Annotated in this window: 18 protein-coding genes; 14 read left to right on the forward strand and 4 right to left on the reverse strand. The window is 64.1% G+C overall.

The genetic code is table 11. The features are described 5' to 3' along the window. The first annotated feature begins 96 nt into the window (after nucleotides 1-96). Both N7650_RS18130 and rarD read left to right on the forward strand, forming a co-directional pair. Nucleotides 97-1,071: a serine/threonine protein kinase gene (locus N7650_RS18130; protein WP_279899382.1), complete on the forward strand. Its 975-nt coding sequence runs from the start codon at nucleotides 97-99 to the stop codon at nucleotides 1,069-1,071. Between the two features lie 60 nt (nucleotides 1,072-1,131). Further along, nucleotides 1,132-2,019 carry an EamA family transporter RarD gene (gene rarD, locus N7650_RS18135; RefSeq protein WP_279899384.1) on the forward strand — a complete coding sequence of 296 codons (888 nt, stop codon included), beginning with the start codon at nucleotides 1,132-1,134 and terminating at the stop codon, nucleotides 2,017-2,019. Between the two features lie 225 nt (nucleotides 2,020-2,244). Here rarD and N7650_RS18140 read toward each other — a convergent pair whose 3' ends face one another. Next, entirely contained in the window at nucleotides 2,245-2,763 is a 519-nt protein-coding gene (locus N7650_RS18140; RefSeq protein WP_064303018.1) for a glycine cleavage system protein R, read from the reverse strand. 437 nt (nucleotides 2,764-3,200) lie between these two features. Here N7650_RS18140 and N7650_RS18145 point away from each other — a divergent pair, with 437 nt between their 5' ends. Continuing rightward, nucleotides 3,201-5,378 (forward strand): malate synthase G, encoded by a 2,178-nt coding sequence (locus N7650_RS18145; protein ID WP_009404170.1) that lies wholly within the window; start codon nucleotides 3,201-3,203, stop codon nucleotides 5,376-5,378. A gap of 139 nt (nucleotides 5,379-5,517) precedes the next feature. Here the strand turns inward: N7650_RS18145 and N7650_RS18150 are convergent, their stop codons facing one another. Next, nucleotides 5,518-5,961 (reverse strand): response regulator, encoded by a 444-nt coding sequence (locus N7650_RS18150; RefSeq protein WP_037061633.1) that lies wholly within the window; start codon nucleotides 5,959-5,961, stop codon nucleotides 5,518-5,520. A 191-nt stretch (nucleotides 5,962-6,152) separates the two neighbouring features. Between N7650_RS18150 and N7650_RS18155 the strand changes: the two genes are divergently transcribed. The 7 genes from N7650_RS18155 (at nucleotide 6,153) to N7650_RS18185 (ending at nucleotide 14,370) form a co-directional block, all read left to right on the forward strand. After that, on the forward strand, nucleotides 6,153-8,090 hold the full coding sequence (locus N7650_RS18155; protein WP_279899388.1) for a putative nucleotidyltransferase substrate binding domain-containing protein: 1,938 nt from the start codon (nucleotides 6,153-6,155) through the stop codon (nucleotides 8,088-8,090). Continuing rightward, nucleotides 8,087-8,797 carry a 3'-5' exonuclease gene (locus N7650_RS18160; protein ID WP_279899389.1) on the forward strand — a complete coding sequence of 237 codons (711 nt, stop codon included), beginning with the start codon at nucleotides 8,087-8,089 and terminating at the stop codon, nucleotides 8,795-8,797. Before N7650_RS18155 ends, N7650_RS18160 begins: the two co-directional genes overlap by 4 nt. A 119-nt stretch (nucleotides 8,798-8,916) precedes the next feature. Continuing rightward, nucleotides 8,917-9,435, forward strand: coding sequence for an RNA polymerase sigma factor (locus N7650_RS18165; RefSeq protein ID WP_009404165.1), 519 nt, complete (start codon nucleotides 8,917-8,919; stop codon nucleotides 9,433-9,435). Then, entirely contained in the window at nucleotides 9,432-10,409 is a 978-nt protein-coding gene (locus N7650_RS18170) for a FecR family protein (RefSeq protein ID WP_279899391.1), read from the forward strand. Before N7650_RS18165 ends, N7650_RS18170 begins: the two co-directional genes overlap by 4 nt. 204 nt (nucleotides 10,410-10,613) lie before the next feature. Continuing rightward, nucleotides 10,614-13,019, forward strand: a complete 2,406-nt coding sequence (locus tag N7650_RS18175) for a TonB-dependent receptor (protein ID WP_279899392.1) — start codon at nucleotides 10,614-10,616, stop codon at nucleotides 13,017-13,019. A 92-nt stretch (nucleotides 13,020-13,111) separates the two neighbouring features. Further along, the gene (locus N7650_RS18180) at nucleotides 13,112-14,218 is read left to right on the forward strand and encodes a PepSY-associated TM helix domain-containing protein (protein WP_279899394.1); all 1,107 of its coding nucleotides are present in this window, start codon (nucleotides 13,112-13,114) and stop codon (nucleotides 14,216-14,218) included. Further along, on the forward strand, nucleotides 14,215-14,370 hold the full coding sequence (locus N7650_RS18185; RefSeq protein ID WP_009404161.1) for a hypothetical protein: 156 nt from the start codon (nucleotides 14,215-14,217) through the stop codon (nucleotides 14,368-14,370). Before N7650_RS18180 ends, N7650_RS18185 begins: the two co-directional genes overlap by 4 nt. Nucleotides 14,371-14,406: 36 nt before the next feature. On the opposite strand, the gene N7650_RS18190 is transcribed toward N7650_RS18185, so the two are convergent. Continuing rightward, a complete protein-coding gene (locus N7650_RS18190; RefSeq protein ID WP_279899398.1) occupies nucleotides 14,407-14,757 on the reverse strand; it encodes a hypothetical protein in 351 nt (116 codons plus the stop codon). A gap of 208 nt (nucleotides 14,758-14,965) precedes the next feature. Here N7650_RS18190 and N7650_RS18195 point away from each other — a divergent pair, with 208 nt between their 5' ends. Further along, nucleotides 14,966-15,553 (forward strand): DUF2780 domain-containing protein, encoded by a 588-nt coding sequence (locus tag N7650_RS18195; protein WP_279899400.1) that lies wholly within the window; start codon nucleotides 14,966-14,968, stop codon nucleotides 15,551-15,553. Here N7650_RS18195 and N7650_RS18200 read toward each other — a convergent pair. Beyond that, nucleotides 15,542-16,432 (reverse strand): acyltransferase, encoded by an 891-nt coding sequence (locus N7650_RS18200; RefSeq protein WP_279899403.1) that lies wholly within the window; start codon nucleotides 16,430-16,432, stop codon nucleotides 15,542-15,544. The two genes, N7650_RS18195 and N7650_RS18200, sit on opposite strands and share 12 nt — an antisense overlap. 178 nt (nucleotides 16,433-16,610) lie before the next feature. On the opposite strand from N7650_RS18200, the gene N7650_RS18205 reads away from it, so the two are divergent. The 3 genes from N7650_RS18205 to creC all read left to right on the forward strand — a co-directional run bounded on the left by N7650_RS18205 (nucleotide 16,611) and on the right by creC (nucleotide 19,304). Further along, on the forward strand, nucleotides 16,611-17,114 hold the full coding sequence (locus N7650_RS18205) for an ATP-dependent zinc protease (RefSeq protein ID WP_009404156.1): 504 nt from the start codon (nucleotides 16,611-16,613) through the stop codon (nucleotides 17,112-17,114). Between the two features lie 73 nt (nucleotides 17,115-17,187). Then, the gene (gene creB, locus N7650_RS18210; protein ID WP_279899406.1) at nucleotides 17,188-17,871 is read left to right on the forward strand and encodes a two-component system response regulator CreB; all 684 of its coding nucleotides are present in this window, start codon (nucleotides 17,188-17,190) and stop codon (nucleotides 17,869-17,871) included. Beyond that, nucleotides 17,871-19,304, forward strand: coding sequence for a two-component system sensor histidine kinase CreC (gene creC, locus N7650_RS18215; protein ID WP_279899407.1), 1,434 nt, complete (start codon nucleotides 17,871-17,873; stop codon nucleotides 19,302-19,304). Before creB ends, creC begins: the two co-directional genes overlap by 1 nt. Nucleotides 19,305-19,378 lie beyond the last annotated feature (74 nt).

The raw sequence follows: 19,378 nt of genomic DNA on the forward strand, positions 1-19,378 counted from the left end.
ATGCCTTGAGATTGGACCTCTCCAGGAAACACCCCCTGGGTTACCATGCCGGAATCGATGCGGCCCTTTTTCCCCGCCGCACAGCCGGAGTCGCGCATGTCCCACCCCTTCGATACCCTCACCCCCGATCTGGTCCTGGATGCCATCGAAAGCCAGGACCTGCTCAGCGATGCCCGCGTGCTGGCACTGAACAGCTACGAGAACCGCGTGTACCAGGTCGGCATCGAAGACGCCGAGCCAGTGATCGCCAAGTTCTACCGCCCTGGCCGCTGGAGCGATGCCGCGATCCTCGAGGAACATGCGTTCACCGCCGAACTGGCCGGGTGCGAAGTGCCCGTGGTCGCCCCGCTGCTGCACAACGGCAAGACCCTGTTCGACCACGCCGGTTTTCGCTTTGCGCTGTTCCCCCGTCGCGGCGGTCGTGCGCCGGAGCCAGGCAATCTCGACCAGCTCTATCGCCTCGGCCAGTTGCTCGGTCGTCTGCATGCGGTCGGTGCCAGCCGTCCTTTTGTCGAGCGCGAAAGTCTCGCTGTGGATAACTTTGGCCACGCCTCGCTGAGCACCCTGCTGGAAGGCGACTTCGTGCCGAAAAGCCTGCTCCCGGCCTTCGAATCCGTGGCACGTGACCTGCTCAAGCGCATCGAGGCCATCTACGCCCGCACTCCGCACCAGCAGATCCGCCTGCACGGCGACTGCCACCCCGGCAACCTGATGTGCCGCGACGAGGTATTCCATATCGTCGACCTCGACGACTGTCGCATGGGCCCCGCAGTCCAGGACCTGTGGATGATGCTCGCCGGCAGCCGCGAAGAGCGCCTCGGCCAGCTCGCCGAGCTGATGGATGGCTACAACGAATTCCACGATTTCGATCCCCGCGAGCTGGCCTTGATCGAGCCCCTGCGCGGCCTGCGCCTTTTGCACTACAGCGCCTGGCTGGCGCGGCGCTGGGACGATCCGGCGTTCCCGCGCAGCTTCCCCTGGTTCGGCCAGGAGCGCTATTGGGGCGACCAGATCCTGGCATTGCGCGAGCAGTGCGCGGCACTGGAAGAAGAGCCACTGAAATTGTTCTAGAAGCGGCAGGACCTCTGTCTACAATAGCCGCGCAACCCGTTAACCCAAGCAAGGATCCTCATGACTGCCGCCAACCCGCGCCGCGGGTACATTCTCGGCCTGACCGCCTACATCATCTGGGGCCTGTTCCCCATCTACTTCAAGCTCCTGCAAAGCGTCCCGGCGGTGGAAATCATTGTCCACCGGGTGCTGTGGTCGGCGCTGTTCGGCGCGGCGCTGCTGCTGGTCTGGAAACACCCCGGCTGGTGGCGCGAACTGCGCGAGAACCCGCGGCGCCTGGCCATCCTGGCCCTGAGCGGTTCGTTGATCGCCTTCAACTGGCTGACCTACGTCTGGGCGGTGAACAACGGGCGCATGCTCGAAGCCAGCCTCGGCTACTACATCAACCCGCTGGTCAACGTGTTGCTGGGCATGCTCCTGCTCGGTGAGCGCCTGCGCCGCCTGCAATGGGTCGCGGTGGGCCTGGCGGCAGCGGGGGTGGCGCAGCAGGTGTGGCAAGTGGGCAGCCTGCCGTGGGTATCGCTGGCCCTGGCCCTGAGCTTCGGTTTCTATGGGTTGATCCGCAAGCAGGCGCCTGTAGCGGCCTTGCCCGGCCTTGTAGTGGAAACCTGGATGCTGGTGCCGATCGCCATCGGCTGGCTGCTGCTCAACCCGATGGCCAGCAGCGCCCAGCCGGAGTTCTATACCACCAGCCAGGCGTTGTGGCTGATGGCTGCCGGGCCGGTGACCCTGGTGCCGCTGGTCAGCTTCAACGCGGCGGCCCGCCATCTGCCCTATACCACCCTGGGCTTCCTGCAGTACCTGGCGCCGACCCTGGTGCTGCTGCAGGCGGTGCTGCTGTTCGACGAGCACCTGTCGAGCAGCACCCTGATTGCGTTCATGTTTATCTGGGCCGGCCTGGCCCTGTACAGCGTCGATGCCTGGCTGAGCCTGCGCAAGCGCGCCTGATCAAAAAACGATCAAGCTGCTACAGGCCGCGTGATTCGTGGCCTGTAGCAACCTCTCCCAAGGTTATCCACATCCTCATCCCCGCGCTTTGTGCACAAGCCGCTGATTTCTGGCGGTTTTTTGCTCAATCCTTGGGAAGCCTTGATCCACGTGGCCTGCACGTCGCAGCCCCCAGCTTATCCACAGGGCGATCCACGCGAAAACGGGATAAGTGACTGGGGATAACTACTCCTCCGGACGCAGTTCCAGCTCGACCATGAGGTCGTCGGCCAGCTCTTCGAGGCGCGCCTGCAGGCCGTCCAGCGACAGCGTCAGCGGTACCGCAAGCAGGGCCTCGGCATGAAACAGCGGCTCGCTGCTCATCGGTGCCGGGCGCACGTCGGTACTCAAGCGCTCGACATTGACGCCCTGCTCGGCGAGTAGACGGGTGATATCGCGGACGATCCCGGGCCTGTCATTGCCCACCAGGCTCATGGCAATCGGCTTCCATGAGCAGGATGGCTCGATCCCGCTTTCCGCGATCAACACACGAATGCCACGCTCGCCCAGGGCCTGCAGGGCGTCGACCAGCTCATCATGGGACTCGGCCGGCACGGCAATGCGCAGGATTCCGGCGAACTGTCCGGCCATTCGCGACATGCGGCTTTCCAGCCAATTGCCGTTATGCTCGGCGATGGTTTGGGCGATACGCTCGACCTGGCCGGCCTTGTCGGCGGCAATGACGGTGAGGACAAGATGGTTCACGCGGACGACCCTCTGCAATACCCATGGAAACGCCGCTGGCGGCATGGCGTCGGGTCAGTATAGGCAAGGCGCGGCAACCTGCCGCAGAGGAACGGAAAAGCGAATCGTGTACTGTTTTAAGATTTATCTGGAACAATCCACACGTTTTTTGCGAACATATCCTTTCCCAGCGTGACCCCATGCGACCAAACGGTCGCAGAACGACGTATTTAGTCTAATTTTCACATGCGCAGCGCATCATGTAGTATGCCGCAGCGTGGACTACAAAACGTTCCGATCGATGTCTGCCAAGCGCCTGTGAAAATGCGCAACCGCCCTCCAGCCAGCCTGGCGGGCCGCATCCAGTCGCCCGTCAGGGCATGTCCTGGTGCCGTGTTTAGAGAAGCGCGCAAGGCATAAATAGAAAAGCGATATAGCTGAGCAGAGTGAGGCAAGCAATGACTGAACACGTTCAAGTCGGTGGCCTTCAGGTCGCCAAAGTCCTGTTCGACTTCGTGAACAACGAAGCGATTCCCGGAACCGGCGTCAGCGCCGAGAAGTTCTGGGCAGGTGCGGAAAAGATCATCAACGACCTCGCTCCAAAGAACAAAGCCCTGCTGAGCAAACGCGACACCCTGCAAGCGCAGATCGATGCCTGGCACCAGGCGCGCAAAGGCCAGGCCCATGACGCCGCGGCCTACAAGGCTTTCCTTCAGGAAATTGGTTATCTGCTGCCAGAAGCGTCGGATTTCCAAGTGTCCACCCAGAATGTCGACGAAGAAATCGCCGTGATGGCCGGCCCGCAACTGGTGGTTCCGGTGATGAACGCCCGTTTCGCCCTGAACGCCTCGAACGCCCGCTGGGGCTCGCTGTACGACGCGCTGTACGGCACCGATGCCATCAGCGAAGAAGGCGGCGCCGAAAAGGGCAAGGGCTACAACAAGGTCCGCGGCGACAAGGTCATCGCCTTCGCCCGCGCCTTCCTCGACGAATCCGCGCCACTGGCCGCCGGCTCCCACGTCGACGCCACCCGCTACAGCATCGAAGGCGGCAAACTCATCGTCGCCCTCAAGGGTGGCAGCAACAGCGGCCTGCGTGACGACGCGCAACTGATCGGCTTCCAGGGCCAGGCCAGCGAGCCGACCGGCATCCTGCTCAAGCACAACGACCTGCACTTCGAAATCCAGATCGACCCGACCACCCCGGTCGGCCAGACCGACGCCGCCGGCGTGAAGGACATCCTGGTCGAAGCCGCCCTGACCACCATCATGGACTGCGAAGACTCGGTCGCCGCCGTGGACGCCGACGACAAGGTCGTGGTCTACCGCAACTGGCTGGGCCTGATGAAGGGCGACCTGGCGGAAAGCGTAAGCAAGAACGGCCAGACCTTCACCCGCACCATGAACCCGGACCGCGAGTACACCGCGCCGAACGGTGGCACTGTCACTCTGCACGGTCGTTCGCTGCTGTTCGTGCGCAACGTCGGTCACCTGATGACCATCGACGCGATCCTCGACAAGGACGGTAACGAAGTGCCCGAGGGCATCCTCGACGGCCTGGTCACCAACCTCGCGGCGATGCACAACCTGAACGGCAACACCTCGCGCAAGAACAGCCGCAAGGGTTCGGTGTACATCGTCAAGCCGAAGATGCACGGCCCGGAAGAAGCCGCGTTCACCAACGAGCTGTTCGGCCGCATCGAAGACATGCTGGGCCTGCCGCACAACACCCTGAAAGTCGGGATCATGGACGAGGAGCGCCGCACCACGGTCAACCTCAAGGCATGCATCAAGGCCGCCAGCGAGCGCGTGGTGTTCATCAACACCGGCTTCCTCGACCGTACCGGCGATGAGATCCACACCTCCATGGAAGCCGGCGCGATGGTGCGCAAGGGTGCAATGAAGGCGCAGAAATGGATCGGCGCCTACGAAAACTCCAACGTCGATATCGGCCTGGCCACTGGCCTGCAAGGCCGTGCCCAGATCGGCAAAGGCATGTGGGCCATGCCGGACCTGATGGCCGACATGCTGGAGCAGAAGATCGCCCACCCGCTGGCCGGTGCCAACACCGCCTGGGTACCGTCGCCGACCGCTGCGGCCCTGCACGTGCTGCATTACCACAAGGTCAACGTCAAGGAACGCCAGGCCGAACTGGCCAAGCGTGCCCCGGCGTCCGTGGACGATATCCTGACCATCCCGCTGGCACCGGACACCAACTGGTCCGCCGAGGAAATCCGCAACGAGCTGGACAACAATGCCCAGGGCATCCTCGGCTACGTGGTGCGCTGGATCGACCAGGGCGTGGGTTGTTCGAAGGTGCCGGACATCAACGATGTCGGCCTGATGGAAGACCGCGCCACATTGCGCATCTCCGCCCAGTTGCTGGCCAACTGGCTGCGACATGGCGTGGTGACCGAAGCGCAGGTAGTGGAAGGCCTGAAGCGCATGGCGCCGGTGGTGGACAAGCAGAACGCCAACGATCCGCTGTACCGCCCGATGGCACCGGACTTCGACAACAACATCGCCTTCCAGGCGGCGGTCGAGCTGGTAGTGGAAGGTGCCAGGCAGCCGAACGGCTACACCGAGCCGGTGCTGCATCGTCGTCGTCGCGAGTACAAGGCGCGTAACGGCCTGTAAGTGCTGTACAGGCCAGACATCGATGGTGTCTGGCCTGGCCTTATCGCTGCGGTGCGGCGGTCCTACAAGCCAGCTCCCACAGGCCCCCTGTGGGAGCTGGCTTGCCAGCGATGAGGTCCTCAACAGCAACACATCTCTATCAGCTGATCCCCAGCTCCCGCCGCACCAACTCCATCAATTTCCCCACCTCGATCGGCTTGAGCAGGAAGTCCACGACGCTCAGGTGCATCGCGGTGATCGCGTCCTGCACCCCGGCATCCCCGGAAATGATGATGATCGGCAGCTCCGCCCGCTCCGACTCGCGCACCTTGCCGATCAGCTCCAGCCCATCGAAGGGCCCCATTCGCAAATCGGTGACCAGCAATCCGATGCGCCGGTCGCGCAGGATCGTCTTCAGCGCCTCGCGCGCATCGGTCAGGGCAAGGCATTCGATGCCTTCGGCCTGGAGGTACTGGGCCAGCAACTCGCTGGCGTCTTCATCATCATCGACGACCAGCACTTTCTGCGGCCGGGCGGGCGGTGCGGACACTTCCGCCAGGGCCTCGCGCTCTGCGTCGCTCAGTAAATCGTCGTGGTCAGGCATGGGCATCTCATTGGTTCCAGAGCACGCAAAAGCTCATTTATCAAGTTCAGACCGCAAACAGAGCGCTTGCAACCTGCATTTCGTCGGCGCCCTAGACTTACGTCCAATGGGCACCCGGCCCTTGCACATCCGACCATGGCGGCAATAACAACAATCGGTTTCGCCCACGAGACCCCGAGACGGTGCCGTTGATGAGCAAAATGGACGCGTTCGACCAGGCCGGTAAAACCGCGGTAATGCAGAACATCCAGGGGACCATGCAGTTCCTGCAGCGCTTTCCGCCGTTCAACCAGATGGAAAACGCCCATCTGGCGTACCTGGTGGAACAGTGCCAGCTGCGCTTCTACGCCGCCGGGGACAGCATCATCAAACCCGCCGACGGCCCCGTCGAGCACTTCTTCATCGTCAAGCAAGGCCGCGTGGTCGGCGAGCGCACCCATGTGGTCAAGGGCGGCACGGAAACCACCTTCGAAATCACCCGCGGCGAATGCTTCCCGCTGGCCGCCCTGCTCGGCGAAAGGGCTACCCGCACCGAGCATATCGCCGGCGAGGACACCTTCTGCCTGCAACTGAACAAGGCCGCCTTTATTCGCCTGTTCGCCCTGTCCGATGTGTTTCGGGATTTTTCCCTGCGTGGCGTGAGCAGCCTGCTCGACCAGGTCAACCAACAGGTCCAGCGCCGCGCCGTGGAAACCCTGGGCAACCAGTATTCACTCAACACCCGCCTCGGTGAACTGGCGATGCGTCATCCGGTGGTCTGCACACCGGCAACCAGCCTGCGCGAAGCGGTGCGGATGATGGATGAAAGCCAGGTCGGCAGCATCGTGATCGTCGATGAGCAGCGCTTTCCGGTGGGCATCTTTACCTTGCGCGACCTGCGCCAGGTGGTGGCGCGCGCCGAAACCGACCTTGACTCGGCGGTGTCTGGGCACATGACGGCCTCGCCCTTCTACCTGCCGCCCCGGGCCAGCGCCTTCGATGCCGCCATTGCCATGACCGAGCGCCACATCGCCCACGTCTGCCTGGTGGAAGACCGCCGCCTGTGCGGCGTGGTTTCCGAGCGCGACCTGTTTTCCCTGCAACGGGTCGATCTGGTTCACCTGGCCCGCACCATCCGCAGCGCGCCGCGCCTGGACAACCTGGTCGCCCTGCGCGGCGAGATCGGCCAGTTGGTGGAGCGCATGCTGGCCCACGGCGCCTCCTCGACCCAGATCACCCACATCATCACCCTGCTCAACGACCACACCGTATGCCGGGTGATCGAGCTGGCGATCGAGGACAAGGGCGATCCCGGCGTACCTTTCTCCTGGCTGTGCTTCGGCAGCGAAGGCCGCCGCGAACAGACACTGCACACCGACCAGGACAACGGCATCCTTTTCGAGGCGAAGGACGCGGTGGAAGCCGCCGCGATCCGCGAGCGCCTGCTGCCCCTGGCCCAGCGCATCAACCAGGACCTGGCGCAATGCGGCTTCAGCCTGTGCAAGGGCAAGATCATGGCCGGCAACCCGGAGCTGTGCCTGTCGCGCAGCGAATGGGCCCGGCGCTTCTCGGCGTTCATCCGCGAGGCGACCCCGGAAAACCTGCTGGCCTCTAGCATCTACTTCGACTTGCGGGTGGTCTGGGGCGATGACCGGGGCTGCGAGCAACTGCGCCACGGCATCCTTGAACAGGTCGCCGACAACCGCCTGTTCCAGCGCATGATGGCCGACAACGCGCTTCGCCAGAAACCGCCGGTGGGCCGCTTCCGCGAATTCGTCCTGACCCGCAGCGGCAATGACAAGGCCGCCACCCTCGACCTCAAGGTCCAGGGCCTGACGCCTTTCGTCGATGGCGCACGCCTGCTGGCCCTGGCCCACGGCATCAGCGCCAACAACACCCTGGAGCGCCTGCGCCAACTGGTGGAAAAAGAGGTGATCGACCCACTGGACGGTGGTGCCTTCGAGGAGGCGTATCACTTCATCCAGCAGACCCGCATGCAGCAGCACCAGATCCAGACCCGGCAGAACCTGCCCTACTCCAACCGCGTCGATCCGGACGATCTGAACGACCTGGACCGGCGCATCCTGCGTGAATCCCTGCGGCAGGCCCAGCGCCTGCAAAGCAGCCTGGCGCTGCGGTACCAGTTATGAGCCTGTTTGCCTGGCTGCGTCCCGCCCAACCCACCCTGCCGGACGACCAGCGCCAGCGCCTGGCCCGGCTGGCTGCCGCTCCCGTACTGGACGAGCGGCCCCTGCGCCAGCAGCGCTGGGTGGTGCTGGACCTGGAAACCAGCGGCCTCAACCTTAACCGCGACCAGGTGTTGTCCATCGGTGCTGTGGTGATCGAGGACGGCGCCATCGACTTCGGCCAGCAATTCGAACGTACCCTGCACCGTCACGACCACAAGCTTGCGCCCAGCGTGCTGATCCACGGCCTGGCGCCCAGCGCTATCGCCGCGGGGTGCGATCCGGCGCAAGCCTTGCTGGACCTTATGGAGTTCATCGGCGACAGCCCGCTACTGGCCTTCCACGCCGGGTTCGACCAACGCATGCTGGGCCGCGCACTCAAGGACAGCCTCGGCTACAAGCTCCAGCACCCGTTCATGGATGCCGCCGAACTGGCACCGCTGCTCAACCCGGATGTGGTGCTACGGGACGCCGGGCTCGATGACTGGATCGCTCATTTCGGCCTGCAGGTCGAGGAACGTCACAACGCCAGCGCCGATGCCCAGGTCACTGCCGAAATTGCCCTGATCCTGTTCAGCCAGGCCCGGCGCCAGTTGCTCGACAGCCCGCGGCAACTGGAACAGCGCCTGCAAGGCTGGCGGCGCAAGCGCCAGCAGCATCACGGTTTATAAGACCTTTCCCGGAAAGACCGACGAGCAATCCGATAAGCGTGAATTGCACAGTGCTAGCTGCTCTGACACAATCGCGAATAATTCTCGTTAGTTAACACTTTCTTTTTCCGGGGAACGCCTTGTCGTCCGTACCTAGCCCTCACAGCGAGCTGGTTGGCGCACTGTACCGCGATCACCGCAGCTGGCTGCTCGCCTGGCTGCGCCGCAACCTCGCCAGCGCCGAACGTGCCGAAGACCTGAGCCAGGACACCTTCGTTCGTCTGCTCGGCCGCGACGAGCTGACCGCCCCGCGTCAGCCGCGGGCGTTCCTTATGGCGGTGGCCAAAGGGCTGCTGTTCGACCATTTCCGCCGTACCGCGCTGGAACAGGCCTATCTGGACGAACTGCTGCTGATGCCCGAGGCCGAGCACCCGTCGCCGGAAGCCCTGCACCTGATTCTCGAAGACCTCAAGGCCATCGACCGCCTGCTCGGCAAGCTGTCGAGCAAGGCCCGCGCGGCCTTCCTGCACAGCCGCCTGGACGGCATGAGCCATGCCGAGATCGCCGACAGGCTCGGCGTTTCGGTAGCCCGGGTGCGCCAGTACCTGGCCCAGGGCATGCGCCAGTGCTACATCGCCCTGTACGGCGAGCCGACATGAAGGGGATGAATGGCGCACCGGTCTCGGCCCCGGTGCTCGATGCCGCGATCAACTGGCAATTGTGTTTCGATGCCGGCAGCGACAGCGCCCAGCAGCGGGCCGAGTTCGAGCGCTGGCATGCTGCGAGCGAAGAGCACGCCCGGGCCTGGCGGCAACTGGGCATGCTCGACCAGCGTTTCGCTGCGGCTGCCGGCCCGGCACGCATGGCCTTGCAGCAATCCCGCGTCGGCCTGCGCCAGCGCGTGCGCAAGCTCGGCGGCGGGCTGGCCAGCCTGGTACTGCTGGGTGGCCTGCTCAACTGGATCAACCTTCACCAGCCGCTGGGCTACTGGCTCGCCGACCAACGCACCGGCACTGGCGAAACCCGCAGCCTGCGCCTGGACGACGGCACCCTGGTCAGCCTTGCCACGCACTCCGCCGTGGATATCCGCTTCACGGCCAAGGAGCGCCTGATTGTCCTGCACGATGGCGAGATTTCCGTCGAGACCGGGCACAAGGACAACGACCGACGGCCCTTCGTGGTCGCTACCGACGACGGCCGCCTGCGTGCCTTGGGCACCCGTTTCCTGGTGCGCCTGGAAAGCGACGGCACGCGGTTGAGCGTGTTGCAGTCGGCAGTCGCAGCCAAGCCGCATGACAGCGGCGAGGAGCAGGTGGTGCAGGAAGGTCACCAGGTGTTGATGAACCATGAGCGCCTGGGGCGGATCGACACACTCGCGGTCGGCGCCGACGCCTGGACCCGCGGCATGCTGGTGGTGGACAACGTGCGGCTGGCAGATCTGGTCGGCGAACTGGGTCGTTATCGCAGCGGGTACCTGGGCGTGGCACCGGAAGTGGCGGACCTGCGGATCACCGGAAGCTTCCCGCTGCATGACACCGACCTGGCGCTGAAGTCGCTATTGCCCACCTTGCCGGTGCAGGTGCAGCAGCGCACGCCATGGTGGGTGACCGTGGTGGCTCGCGCAGACAAATAAGTATCGGCCTTACGGGCCTCATCGCTGGCAAGCCAGCTCCCACAGGGATCGCATATACCCTGTGGGAGCTGGCTTGCCAGCGATGAGGCCCTCACAAACACCACCGAAATCTAAATCAAAAATATTTTCACTAACCCCTATCACTTTTTGTTTCTCGTTCGGCATGGAGGCTATTCAGCACAAAAATTCCCGTCGAGGACCCGCATGACCCGCTCAATCAAAAGCCTCCTGCGCCCCAGCCTGCTGGCCGCGGCCATCGCCATCGCCACCCCGCTGATCGCCGCCGAGCAGGCTCCGCGCACCTACAACTTGCCAGCAGCCCCGCTGGCCAGCACCCTGAACCAGATCGCCAGCCAGGCGGGTATCGCCCTGGCGCTGGATCCGGCGTTGGCGAGTGGCAAGACCTCCGCACCGGTGAAAGGCGAGTACAGCGGCGTGAGCGCGTTGCAGCAGGCCTTGCGCGGCACTGGCCTGCAACTGCAACAAAGCAGCGAAGGGACATACACCCTGTCGGCGGTCGAAGAAGGCGTCCTGGCCCTGCCCAGCACCGATATCAACGCTACTGTTGCCAGCTTCGACGGCAGTGCTGCTGCCGGCTATCGCAGCGAGAACGTAAAGAACGTCGGCGCCCTCGGCGGCATGAAGCTGCAGGACACGCCCTACTCCATGAGCGTTGTATCCCAGGAGTTCCTCAAGAACACCCAGACCACCAGCCTCGACGACGTCTTCAAGCGCAACCCCGCCACCCAGCTGTACGGGCCACGTGCCGCCGGTTATGCCAGCGCCGTGGCGATCCGCGGTTTCAGCGGTTCGGGCAACATGAACATCGCCAATGACGGCCTGCGCTTCAGCAACGGCGCCGATGCCGGCAACTTCATCGAAGACACCGAGCAGCTGGAAATCATCACCGGCCTCACCGGCTTCCTCTATGGCCCGGGCACGCCGGGCGGCCTGGTCAACTACGTGCTCAAGCGCCCGACCTACGAGCGCTACAACAGCGTCACCCTGGGTAATGCCGGCGGCCAGAACTACTACCTGCATGGCGACTTCGGCGGCAAGGTCGACGACGCCGGCGTCTTCGCCTATCGCCTCAACGTCCTGACCCAGGACGGCGAGACCGCGATCGACCTGCAAAAGCACCGTCGCCAGATGATCAGCGCGGCGCTGGACTGGAACGTCAACGACGACCTGCAGATCCAGTTCGATGCGTCCCATCGCAAGAACCAGATGCGCGGCCTGAGCAGCTACTGGTATGTGTTCCCGGGCGCCGAGCGGCCTGACGCCTCGTCGCTGAAAAACGACAAGATGTACAGCCAGAAGTGGTCCTTCTCCGACAACGAGACCGACAAGGCCGGCGTGCGCGCCAACTGGCGCCTGAACGACACCTTTACCCTGCGCGCGGCCTTCGCCGCCCAGCAGTACACCGATGAGTTCACCTACACCGGCCCGACCATCAACAGCACCGGCACCTACAGCCAGCCGATCTACGCCTTCGCACCGATCGAAAGCGAAGAGAAGTCCGGCTCGCTATTCCTCGACTCGGTCTTCGCTACTGGCCCGCTGGGGCACAAGCTGACCGTGGGCTACCAAGGCAATACCACCCGGGTGAAACAGTACGAAGACCATATTCCGTTCCCAGGTCCGCAGTACACCTCCCCGGTAGGCACCCTGCCGCTGGACCAGCGGCCACAGGTCGACAAGCCTTCCTGGTCCATCGGTCATGGTGACCAGCGCCTGGCCAACAGCGCGGAAACCAACAACTTCCTGCTCGGCGACATCATCACCTTCAACGAGCAGTGGTCGACCATCCTTGGCCTGACCCATACCCAGATCAAGAGCTACACCAACGAGTTCGTCTACGCCAAGGCGTTTGGTCAGCCGGAGACCGAGACCAAGTACAACAAGAGCAAGACTTCGCCGAACATCTCGCTCATCTACAAGCCAGTTCCCTGGCTGACCACCTACGCCACCTATATCGAAGGTCTGCAGGCCGGCGGCGTGGCGCCGAGCGACGCGGTCAACGCTGGCCAGGCACTGGCACCGCAGATCAGCGAGCAGTACGAGATCGGTGCCAAGGCGACCGTGGGCGAGACCCTGTTCACCCTGGCGTTCTTCAATATCGACAAACCGAACAACTACAAGAACAGCCTTGGCCTCTACACCCAGGATGGCCGCCAGGAAAACAATGGCATGGAATTCAGCGTGACCGGCAAGGTTATGCCCGAACTGACCGTGGTCGGCGGTATCACCCTGCTCGATCCGAAGGTCAAGAAAACCGCGGTCACCGCCAACGAAGGCAACGCGCCGACCAACGTCGCCAAGCAGTTGGCCAAGGTCTACGCCGAGTACGACGTGGCCGCGATCCCCGGCTTTGCCCTGACCGGTGGCGCCTACTACACCGGCAAGCAGTACGCCGATGAAGCCAACCATGAAAGCCTGCCGTCGTTCACCACCTTCGATGCCGGTGCACGCTACAAGATGCATGTGTCGGACAACGACGTGACCTTCCGCGTCAACGTCGCCAACCTGGCGAACAAGGAATACTGGCTGAACAGCTTCTACCTGGGCGATCCGCGGACCGTGCAGTTCTCGGCTCAATTGGAGTTCTAAGTCTGGGGCCGCTCTGCGGCCCTTCGCAGCAGGCCCAAAAATCAAACAGGCAAAAGACCTGTCCGCGCTCATACACCGGTTAGCCAGATACTATGCAAGCCAAGACCATCCGCCGCTGGTCCGCAGTCCACACCTGGACCAGCCTGATCTGCACCCTGTTCCTGCTGCTTTTGGCAGTAACGGGGCTGCCGCTGATCTTCCATCACGAGATCGACCACCTGCTGGGCGATGCGCCCGAGCTGAAGGTGATGCCTGCTGACACGCCCAGGCTGGACCTCCAGCAGCTTGTCCTGAAGGCCGAGGCCCACCGCCCGGGCGAGGTGATGCAGTACTTCGGCTGGGACGAGGACGACAGCAACGGCGTGGTGGCGATCATGGCGGCCAGCGCCGGCACCGAGCCGAACTCGTCGCATACCTTCATGCTCGACGCCCGTACCGGCGAGGCGGTGGAGATGCCGTCGGCCAACGGCGGCTTCATGATGGTCATGCTGCGCCTGCACGTGGACATGTTCGCCGGGTTGCCAGGCAAGCTGCTGCTGGCCTTCATGGGCGTGCTGTTCGTGGTGGCGATCATTTCCGGGGTGGTGCTCTACGCGCCCTTCATGCGCCGCTTGGACTTCGCCACCGTGCGCCATGAAAAGTCGCGGCGTACGCGCTGGCTCGACCTGCATAACCTGATCGGCATCGTCACCCTGACCTGGGCCCTGGTGGTCGGCGTGACCGGGGTGATCAGCGCGCTGTCCGACCTGGTCATCGCCGCCTGGCGCAACGACAGCCTGGCCCAGATGGTCGCGCCGTACCGGGATGTGCCGCCGCTGACCGAACCGGCTCCGGTCAGCCGGGTCCTGGATATCGCCGCCGAGGCCGCGCCGGGCATGCAGCCGGACTTCATCGCCTTCCCGGGCACGCGCTTCTCCAGTGAACACCACTATGCGGTATTCATGAAAGGCAGCACGCACCTGACCTCGCACCTGCTGACGCCGGTATTGATCGATGCCAGTACCCTGAAGGTCACGGCCGTGGGCGAGCGCCCCTGGTACATGGATGCCATGGGCCTGTCGGCGCCCCTGCATTTCGGCGACTACGGCGGCCGCCCCATGCAAATTCTCTGGGCGGCGCTGGATGTGCTGACCATCATCGTGCTCGGTAGCGGGTTGTACCTGTGGTGGGTGCGCCGACGGACGGAGGCGGGCCGATGACCTGGAAGGTATTCGGCATGCCGCTGCTGATCGGCGTGCTCGGGGCGGCGGGGCTGTTTGCCGCGCTGCTCGGGGATGGCTGGTGGGATGTCCTGTCCTGGGTGGGTCTGGGGTTGCCGGCCTGGTATGGGTTCAGGGGGTTTTTCCGCTGAATCGCCGGGAGCCGCGAGGCGGCCCCCGGCCGACCCTCAATTGAACGAGCAGCTCGCCGCGTCGCCCTCGCATGCACCGTCTTTCCATGCGCTGCCGGCAGGCGTTGCTGTCGTTGGCCGCGAAAGGCTCAGGAAGGCTTCAGTGCCGCCCTCATAGCGACAGATCACACTCTTGTCGGTGATCTTCGCATTGACGAACCTGAGTGACTTCAAATCACCCTCGACCGCCGTCGGGTTCTCGCCCCTCCAGTTTCCTTGCGCCGCATAGAGGAAACCACCTGTCGCGTTGGCCCTCTGGGCAATATCGCCTGGCACCGGACAGGTTTCCGCCAATGCTTGTCCCGACATCACCAGCACCGCTACCGCCGCCGCAAAAAAAATACGCATCGCAAGTACTCCATTACTCGGTTAAGGAGCCTCCAGCATCGGGAACATTTCGATGCCCCGCTACTGGCAGAAATATCAGGTCCCAAGATCTATTCGCGATAACTGCAGTGCTCTTCAACACCCCCTTGCGGGGATGCGGAACAAACGCCGTTTGTGCGACTCCAACCCTCGTTTTCCCTGCCTTTCCCGGCTGACGAGGTCCCTCCCCATGAAACGCTTCGCCCTGGTCTCCCTCCTGGCCCTGGCTGCCACCCCGGTGTTCGCCTTCAATCTCGGCGATGCGGCCAACGCCATCTCCACTATCCAAGGCCAGCAGAACAAGGCTCCGGTCCAGGCGCCCGAAGCCTCGGCCAACCTGCTCAATACCCTGGGCAGTCAACTGGACATCACTCCCGAGCAGGCCATCGGCGGCACCGGTGCCCTGCTGGGCCTGGCGCGCAACCAGCTCAGCGGCAGCGACTACGAACAACTGAGCAAAGCGGTACCGGGCCTGGACATGCTGTCCGGGGACAACGCCCTGGGCGGGCTGGCGGGCTTGGGTGAACTGCTCGGCAAGAGCGGAGAAAGCTCGGCCCTGGGCAATGCCCTGGGCGGCAATGTGAAGAACGGCACCGACCTGAACAACGCCTTCAGCGCGCTGGGCATGGATACCGGAATGATCGGCCAGTTCGCCCCGCTGATCCTGCAATACCTCGGCCAGCAAGGCGTGGCCGGTTCGCTGCTGCAGAGCCTGGCCGGCATCTGGGGCCACGGCACTACCGCCCCGCTGGCCCCGACGCCGCGTTCATCGGTTTAATTCGGCGCGCAGGCGCTCGATGCGCTCGTCCTTGTCGTGCCACAGCTGGTTGACCCAGGCCTGCACGGCCTGGCGCACGGCGGGGTCGGTTTCGTAGTCGCCGGCCCACAGCGCCGGGTCCAGTTCGCGCACCTCGATATCGACGATCACCCGCGGGATCGCGCCGCTGACCAGGTCCCAGAACCCCGGGGCCTTGTCGCCCGGATAGACGATGGTCACGTCCAGCAGCGCATCCAGTTGCTCGCCCAGCGCCGCCAGGACGAACGCCACCCCGCCCGCCTTGGGCTTGAGCAGGTGCCTGTACGGCGACTGCTGCGCCGCACGCTTGGCCTCGGTGAACCGGGTGCCTTCAAGGTAGTTCACCACCGTCACCGGCTGGCGCTTGAACAGCTCGCAGGCGGCCTTGGTGATTTCCAGGTCCTGGCCCTTGAGGTGCGGGTGCTTGTCGAGAAAGGCCTTGCTGTAGCGCTTCATGAAGGGGTAATCCAGCGCCCACCAGGCCAGGCCCAGCAGCGGTACCCAGATCAGTTCCTTCTTCAGGAAGAACTTGAAGAACGGGATCTTGCGGTTGAGCACCTGGATCAACGCCGGGATATCCACCCAGGTCTGGTGGTTGCTGACCGCCAGGTACGAGGTGTCCAGGCGCAGGTTCGAGTTGCCGCGCACATCCCAGACCGTAGGAATGCACAGGGCGAAGATCAGCTTGTCGATCTCGGCCCAGGTCTCTGCGAACCACATCACCATCCATGATGCGTAGTCGCGGTAGCGACCGGGCAGGACCAGCTTGAGCAAGGCGAAAACCATCAACGGCCCGATAAGGACCAGAGTGTTGAGCAACAGCAACAGGGTGACGAAACTGCCGGTGAGCAGGCGACGCATAAGTCGACTCTTATCGTGGGAAAACAGTCGGCCATTTTAAGCAGCCGGGTGAGGAACACCAAACGCCACCGGCATACGGTCACAGACAAATGTTTCACATTGTGTTGTTTACAGTCTGTTGCCGAACCTGTAGCCCAACGGCAGTCTAAGCACTGTCACGATCCCAGGAAGCACTGCATTGAAACCACTGATTGCCCTGCTCGGCCTGCTGTCCCTGCCGGTGATGGCCGCCGAGCCCGACCTCTATGGCCGCTACGAATACATCGGCGTTGCCGATATCGGCCAGACCTTCAAGGCCAAGATGGACACCGGTGCGCTGACCGCCTCGCTGTCGGCCAGGAACATCGAGCAGTTCACCCGTGACGGCGAGGACTGGGTGCGTTTCCGCCTGGCCACCAAGGACGCCAACGACAAGGTCTACGAACACAAGCTCGCGCGCATGAGCAAGATCAAGAACCGCGCCGACGAAGAGGACGAGGAAGGTGCCGATATCGCCCACCGCCCGGTGATCGACCTGGAACTGTGCCTGGGCGACGTCAAGCGTACGGTCGAGGTCAACCTCACCGACCGCAGCAGCTTCAACTACCCGCTGCTGATTGGCGCCAAGGCCCTGCGCGAGTTCAACGCCGCAGTCAACCCGGCCCGTCGCTACACCGCCGGCAAGCCGGACTGCGGCAAGTAACGCGCGACAGGCGGCAAGTGCCAGCAGTTCGCTTTACACTTGCCGCTTGTCACTTCCCGCGTGCCCTTGCCCCATGCCCCACATCCTCATCGTTGAAGACGAAGCGGCGATCGCCGACACCCTGGTCTTCGCCCTGCAAGGCGACGGCCACAGCACCGAGTGGGTCAGCCTCGGCCAGCTGGCTCTGGAACGCCTGCGCCAGCAGCCGGCGGACCTGGTGATCCTGGACATCGGCCTGCCGGATATCAGTGGCTTCGAGACCTGCCGGCAACTGCGACGCTTCAGCGAGGTGCCGGTGATGTTCCTCAGTGCCCGCGACAGCGAGATCGACCGGGTGGTGGGCCTGGAAATCGGCGCCGACGACTATGTGGTCAAGCCCTTCAGCCCGCGTGAAGTCAGCGCCCGGGTGCGCGCCATCCTCAAGCGCATAGCACCAGCACCCGCCGTCGCCACCTCGGCCAGCACGCCGTTCAGCCTCGACACCCTGCGCATGCAGATCCACTACCGCGAGCAGTTGCTCAACCTGACCCGCCATGAATTCCGCCTGCTGCAATGCCTGCTGGAGCAACCGGAGCGGGTGTTCAGCCGCGAGCAGTTGCTCGACGCCGTGGGGGTGTCGGCCGACGCCGGCTACGAGCGCACCATCGACAGCCATATCAAGAGCCTGCGCGCCAAGCTGCGCGGGGTCGCCGCCGATGCCGAGCCAATCCAGACCCACCGCGGCCTGGGCTACAGCTACAACCCGGCGCACGCCTGATGCGCCTGGGTACCCGCATCTTCCTGGTGTACTTCCTGTTCGTCGGGCTGACCGCCTGGTTCGTCCTCAACACCGTACGTGAACAGGTGCGCCCGGCGGTGCGCCAGTCCACCGAGGAAACCCTGGTGGACACCGCCAACCTGCTGGCCGAGATCCTGCGTGACCAGGTCAAGGCCGGGACACTCGGCCAGAGCGAGTTGCCGCACGTGCTCCAGGCCTACGGCCAGCGCCGGCCCAACGCGGATATCTGGGGCCTGGCCAAAACCGAGGTCAATCACCGCATCTACGTCACCGACGCCAAGGGCATCGTTCTGCTCGATTCTGCCGGCGAAGCTGTAGGCCAGGACTATTCGCGCTGGAACGACGTCTACCTGACCCTGCGCGGCCAGTACGGTGCGCGCTCGACCCGCAGCGACCCCAACGACCCCGACTCGTCGGTGATGCACGTGGCGGCGCCGATCCGCGATGGTGAAACCCTGATCGGCGTGGTCACCGTGGCCAAGCCCAACCTGTCGCTCAAGCCCTACGTCGATCGCTCGGAGAAGCGCCTGATCACCCTCGGCATCGGCCTGATCGTCCTCGGCCTGCTGGTCGGCGCGGCACTGTCCTGGTGGCTGGCGCGCTCGCTGCGGCGCCTGACCCGTTATGCCCAGGCGGTCAGCGAGGGCGAGCGGGTCGCCCTGCCGCGCTATCGCGGCGGCGAGCTGGCGATGCTGGCTGGCGCCGTGGAACGCATGCGCACCCAACTGGAAGGCAAGGACTACGTCGAGCGCTACGTGCACACCCTGACCCATGAGTTGAAAAGCCCGCTGGCCGCGATCCGTGGCGCCAGCGAGCTGCTGCAGGGGCCGATGAGCGAAGAGCAGCGGCAGCGCTTCGCCAGCAATATCGAAAGCGAAAGCGCGCGCATGCAGCAATTGATCGAGCGCCTGCTGGACCTGGCCCAGGTCGAGCAGCGCCAGGGCCTGGAAGATCAACAGCAGGTGGCCGTGGCGGCGCTGGTCGATGAACTGCTGATGGCCCGCGGCGCGCGCATCGAAAGCGCCGGCTTGCAGGTCCGGCAACGCATCCCGGCCGTGGCACGGCTGTACTGCGAGCCCTTCCTGATGCGCCAGGCCATCGGCAACCTGCTGGAAAACGCCCTCGATTTCACCCCGCCCGGTGGATTGCTGGTGTTCGAGCTGGAGCAGGAAGCGCAGCGCGTGGCCCTGAGCCTGTTCAACCAGGGCGAGGCCATCCCCGACTACGCCCTGGGCCGGCTCAGCGAACGGTTCTATTCGCTGCCGCGCCCGGGCACGGGCCGCAAGAGCACCGGCCTGGGCCTGAATTTCGTCGAGGAAGTGCTGCACCTGCATGGCGGCTCGCTGGAGATCGCCAATGTCGAGGATGGGGTGCGCGTGCGGCTATGGCTGCCGGTCAGCCGCCTGGGCTGAATCTCTCCACACAAGCTCCACACAAGCTCCCGAAAGCCTCCACATAGCGCCGCCAGACTGGGCTCCTTCTCAAG

This window comes from Pseudomonas sp. GD04058 (assembly GCF_029836855.1).
Lineage (GTDB): Bacteria > Pseudomonadota > Gammaproteobacteria > Pseudomonadales > Pseudomonadaceae > Aquipseudomonas > Aquipseudomonas bharatica.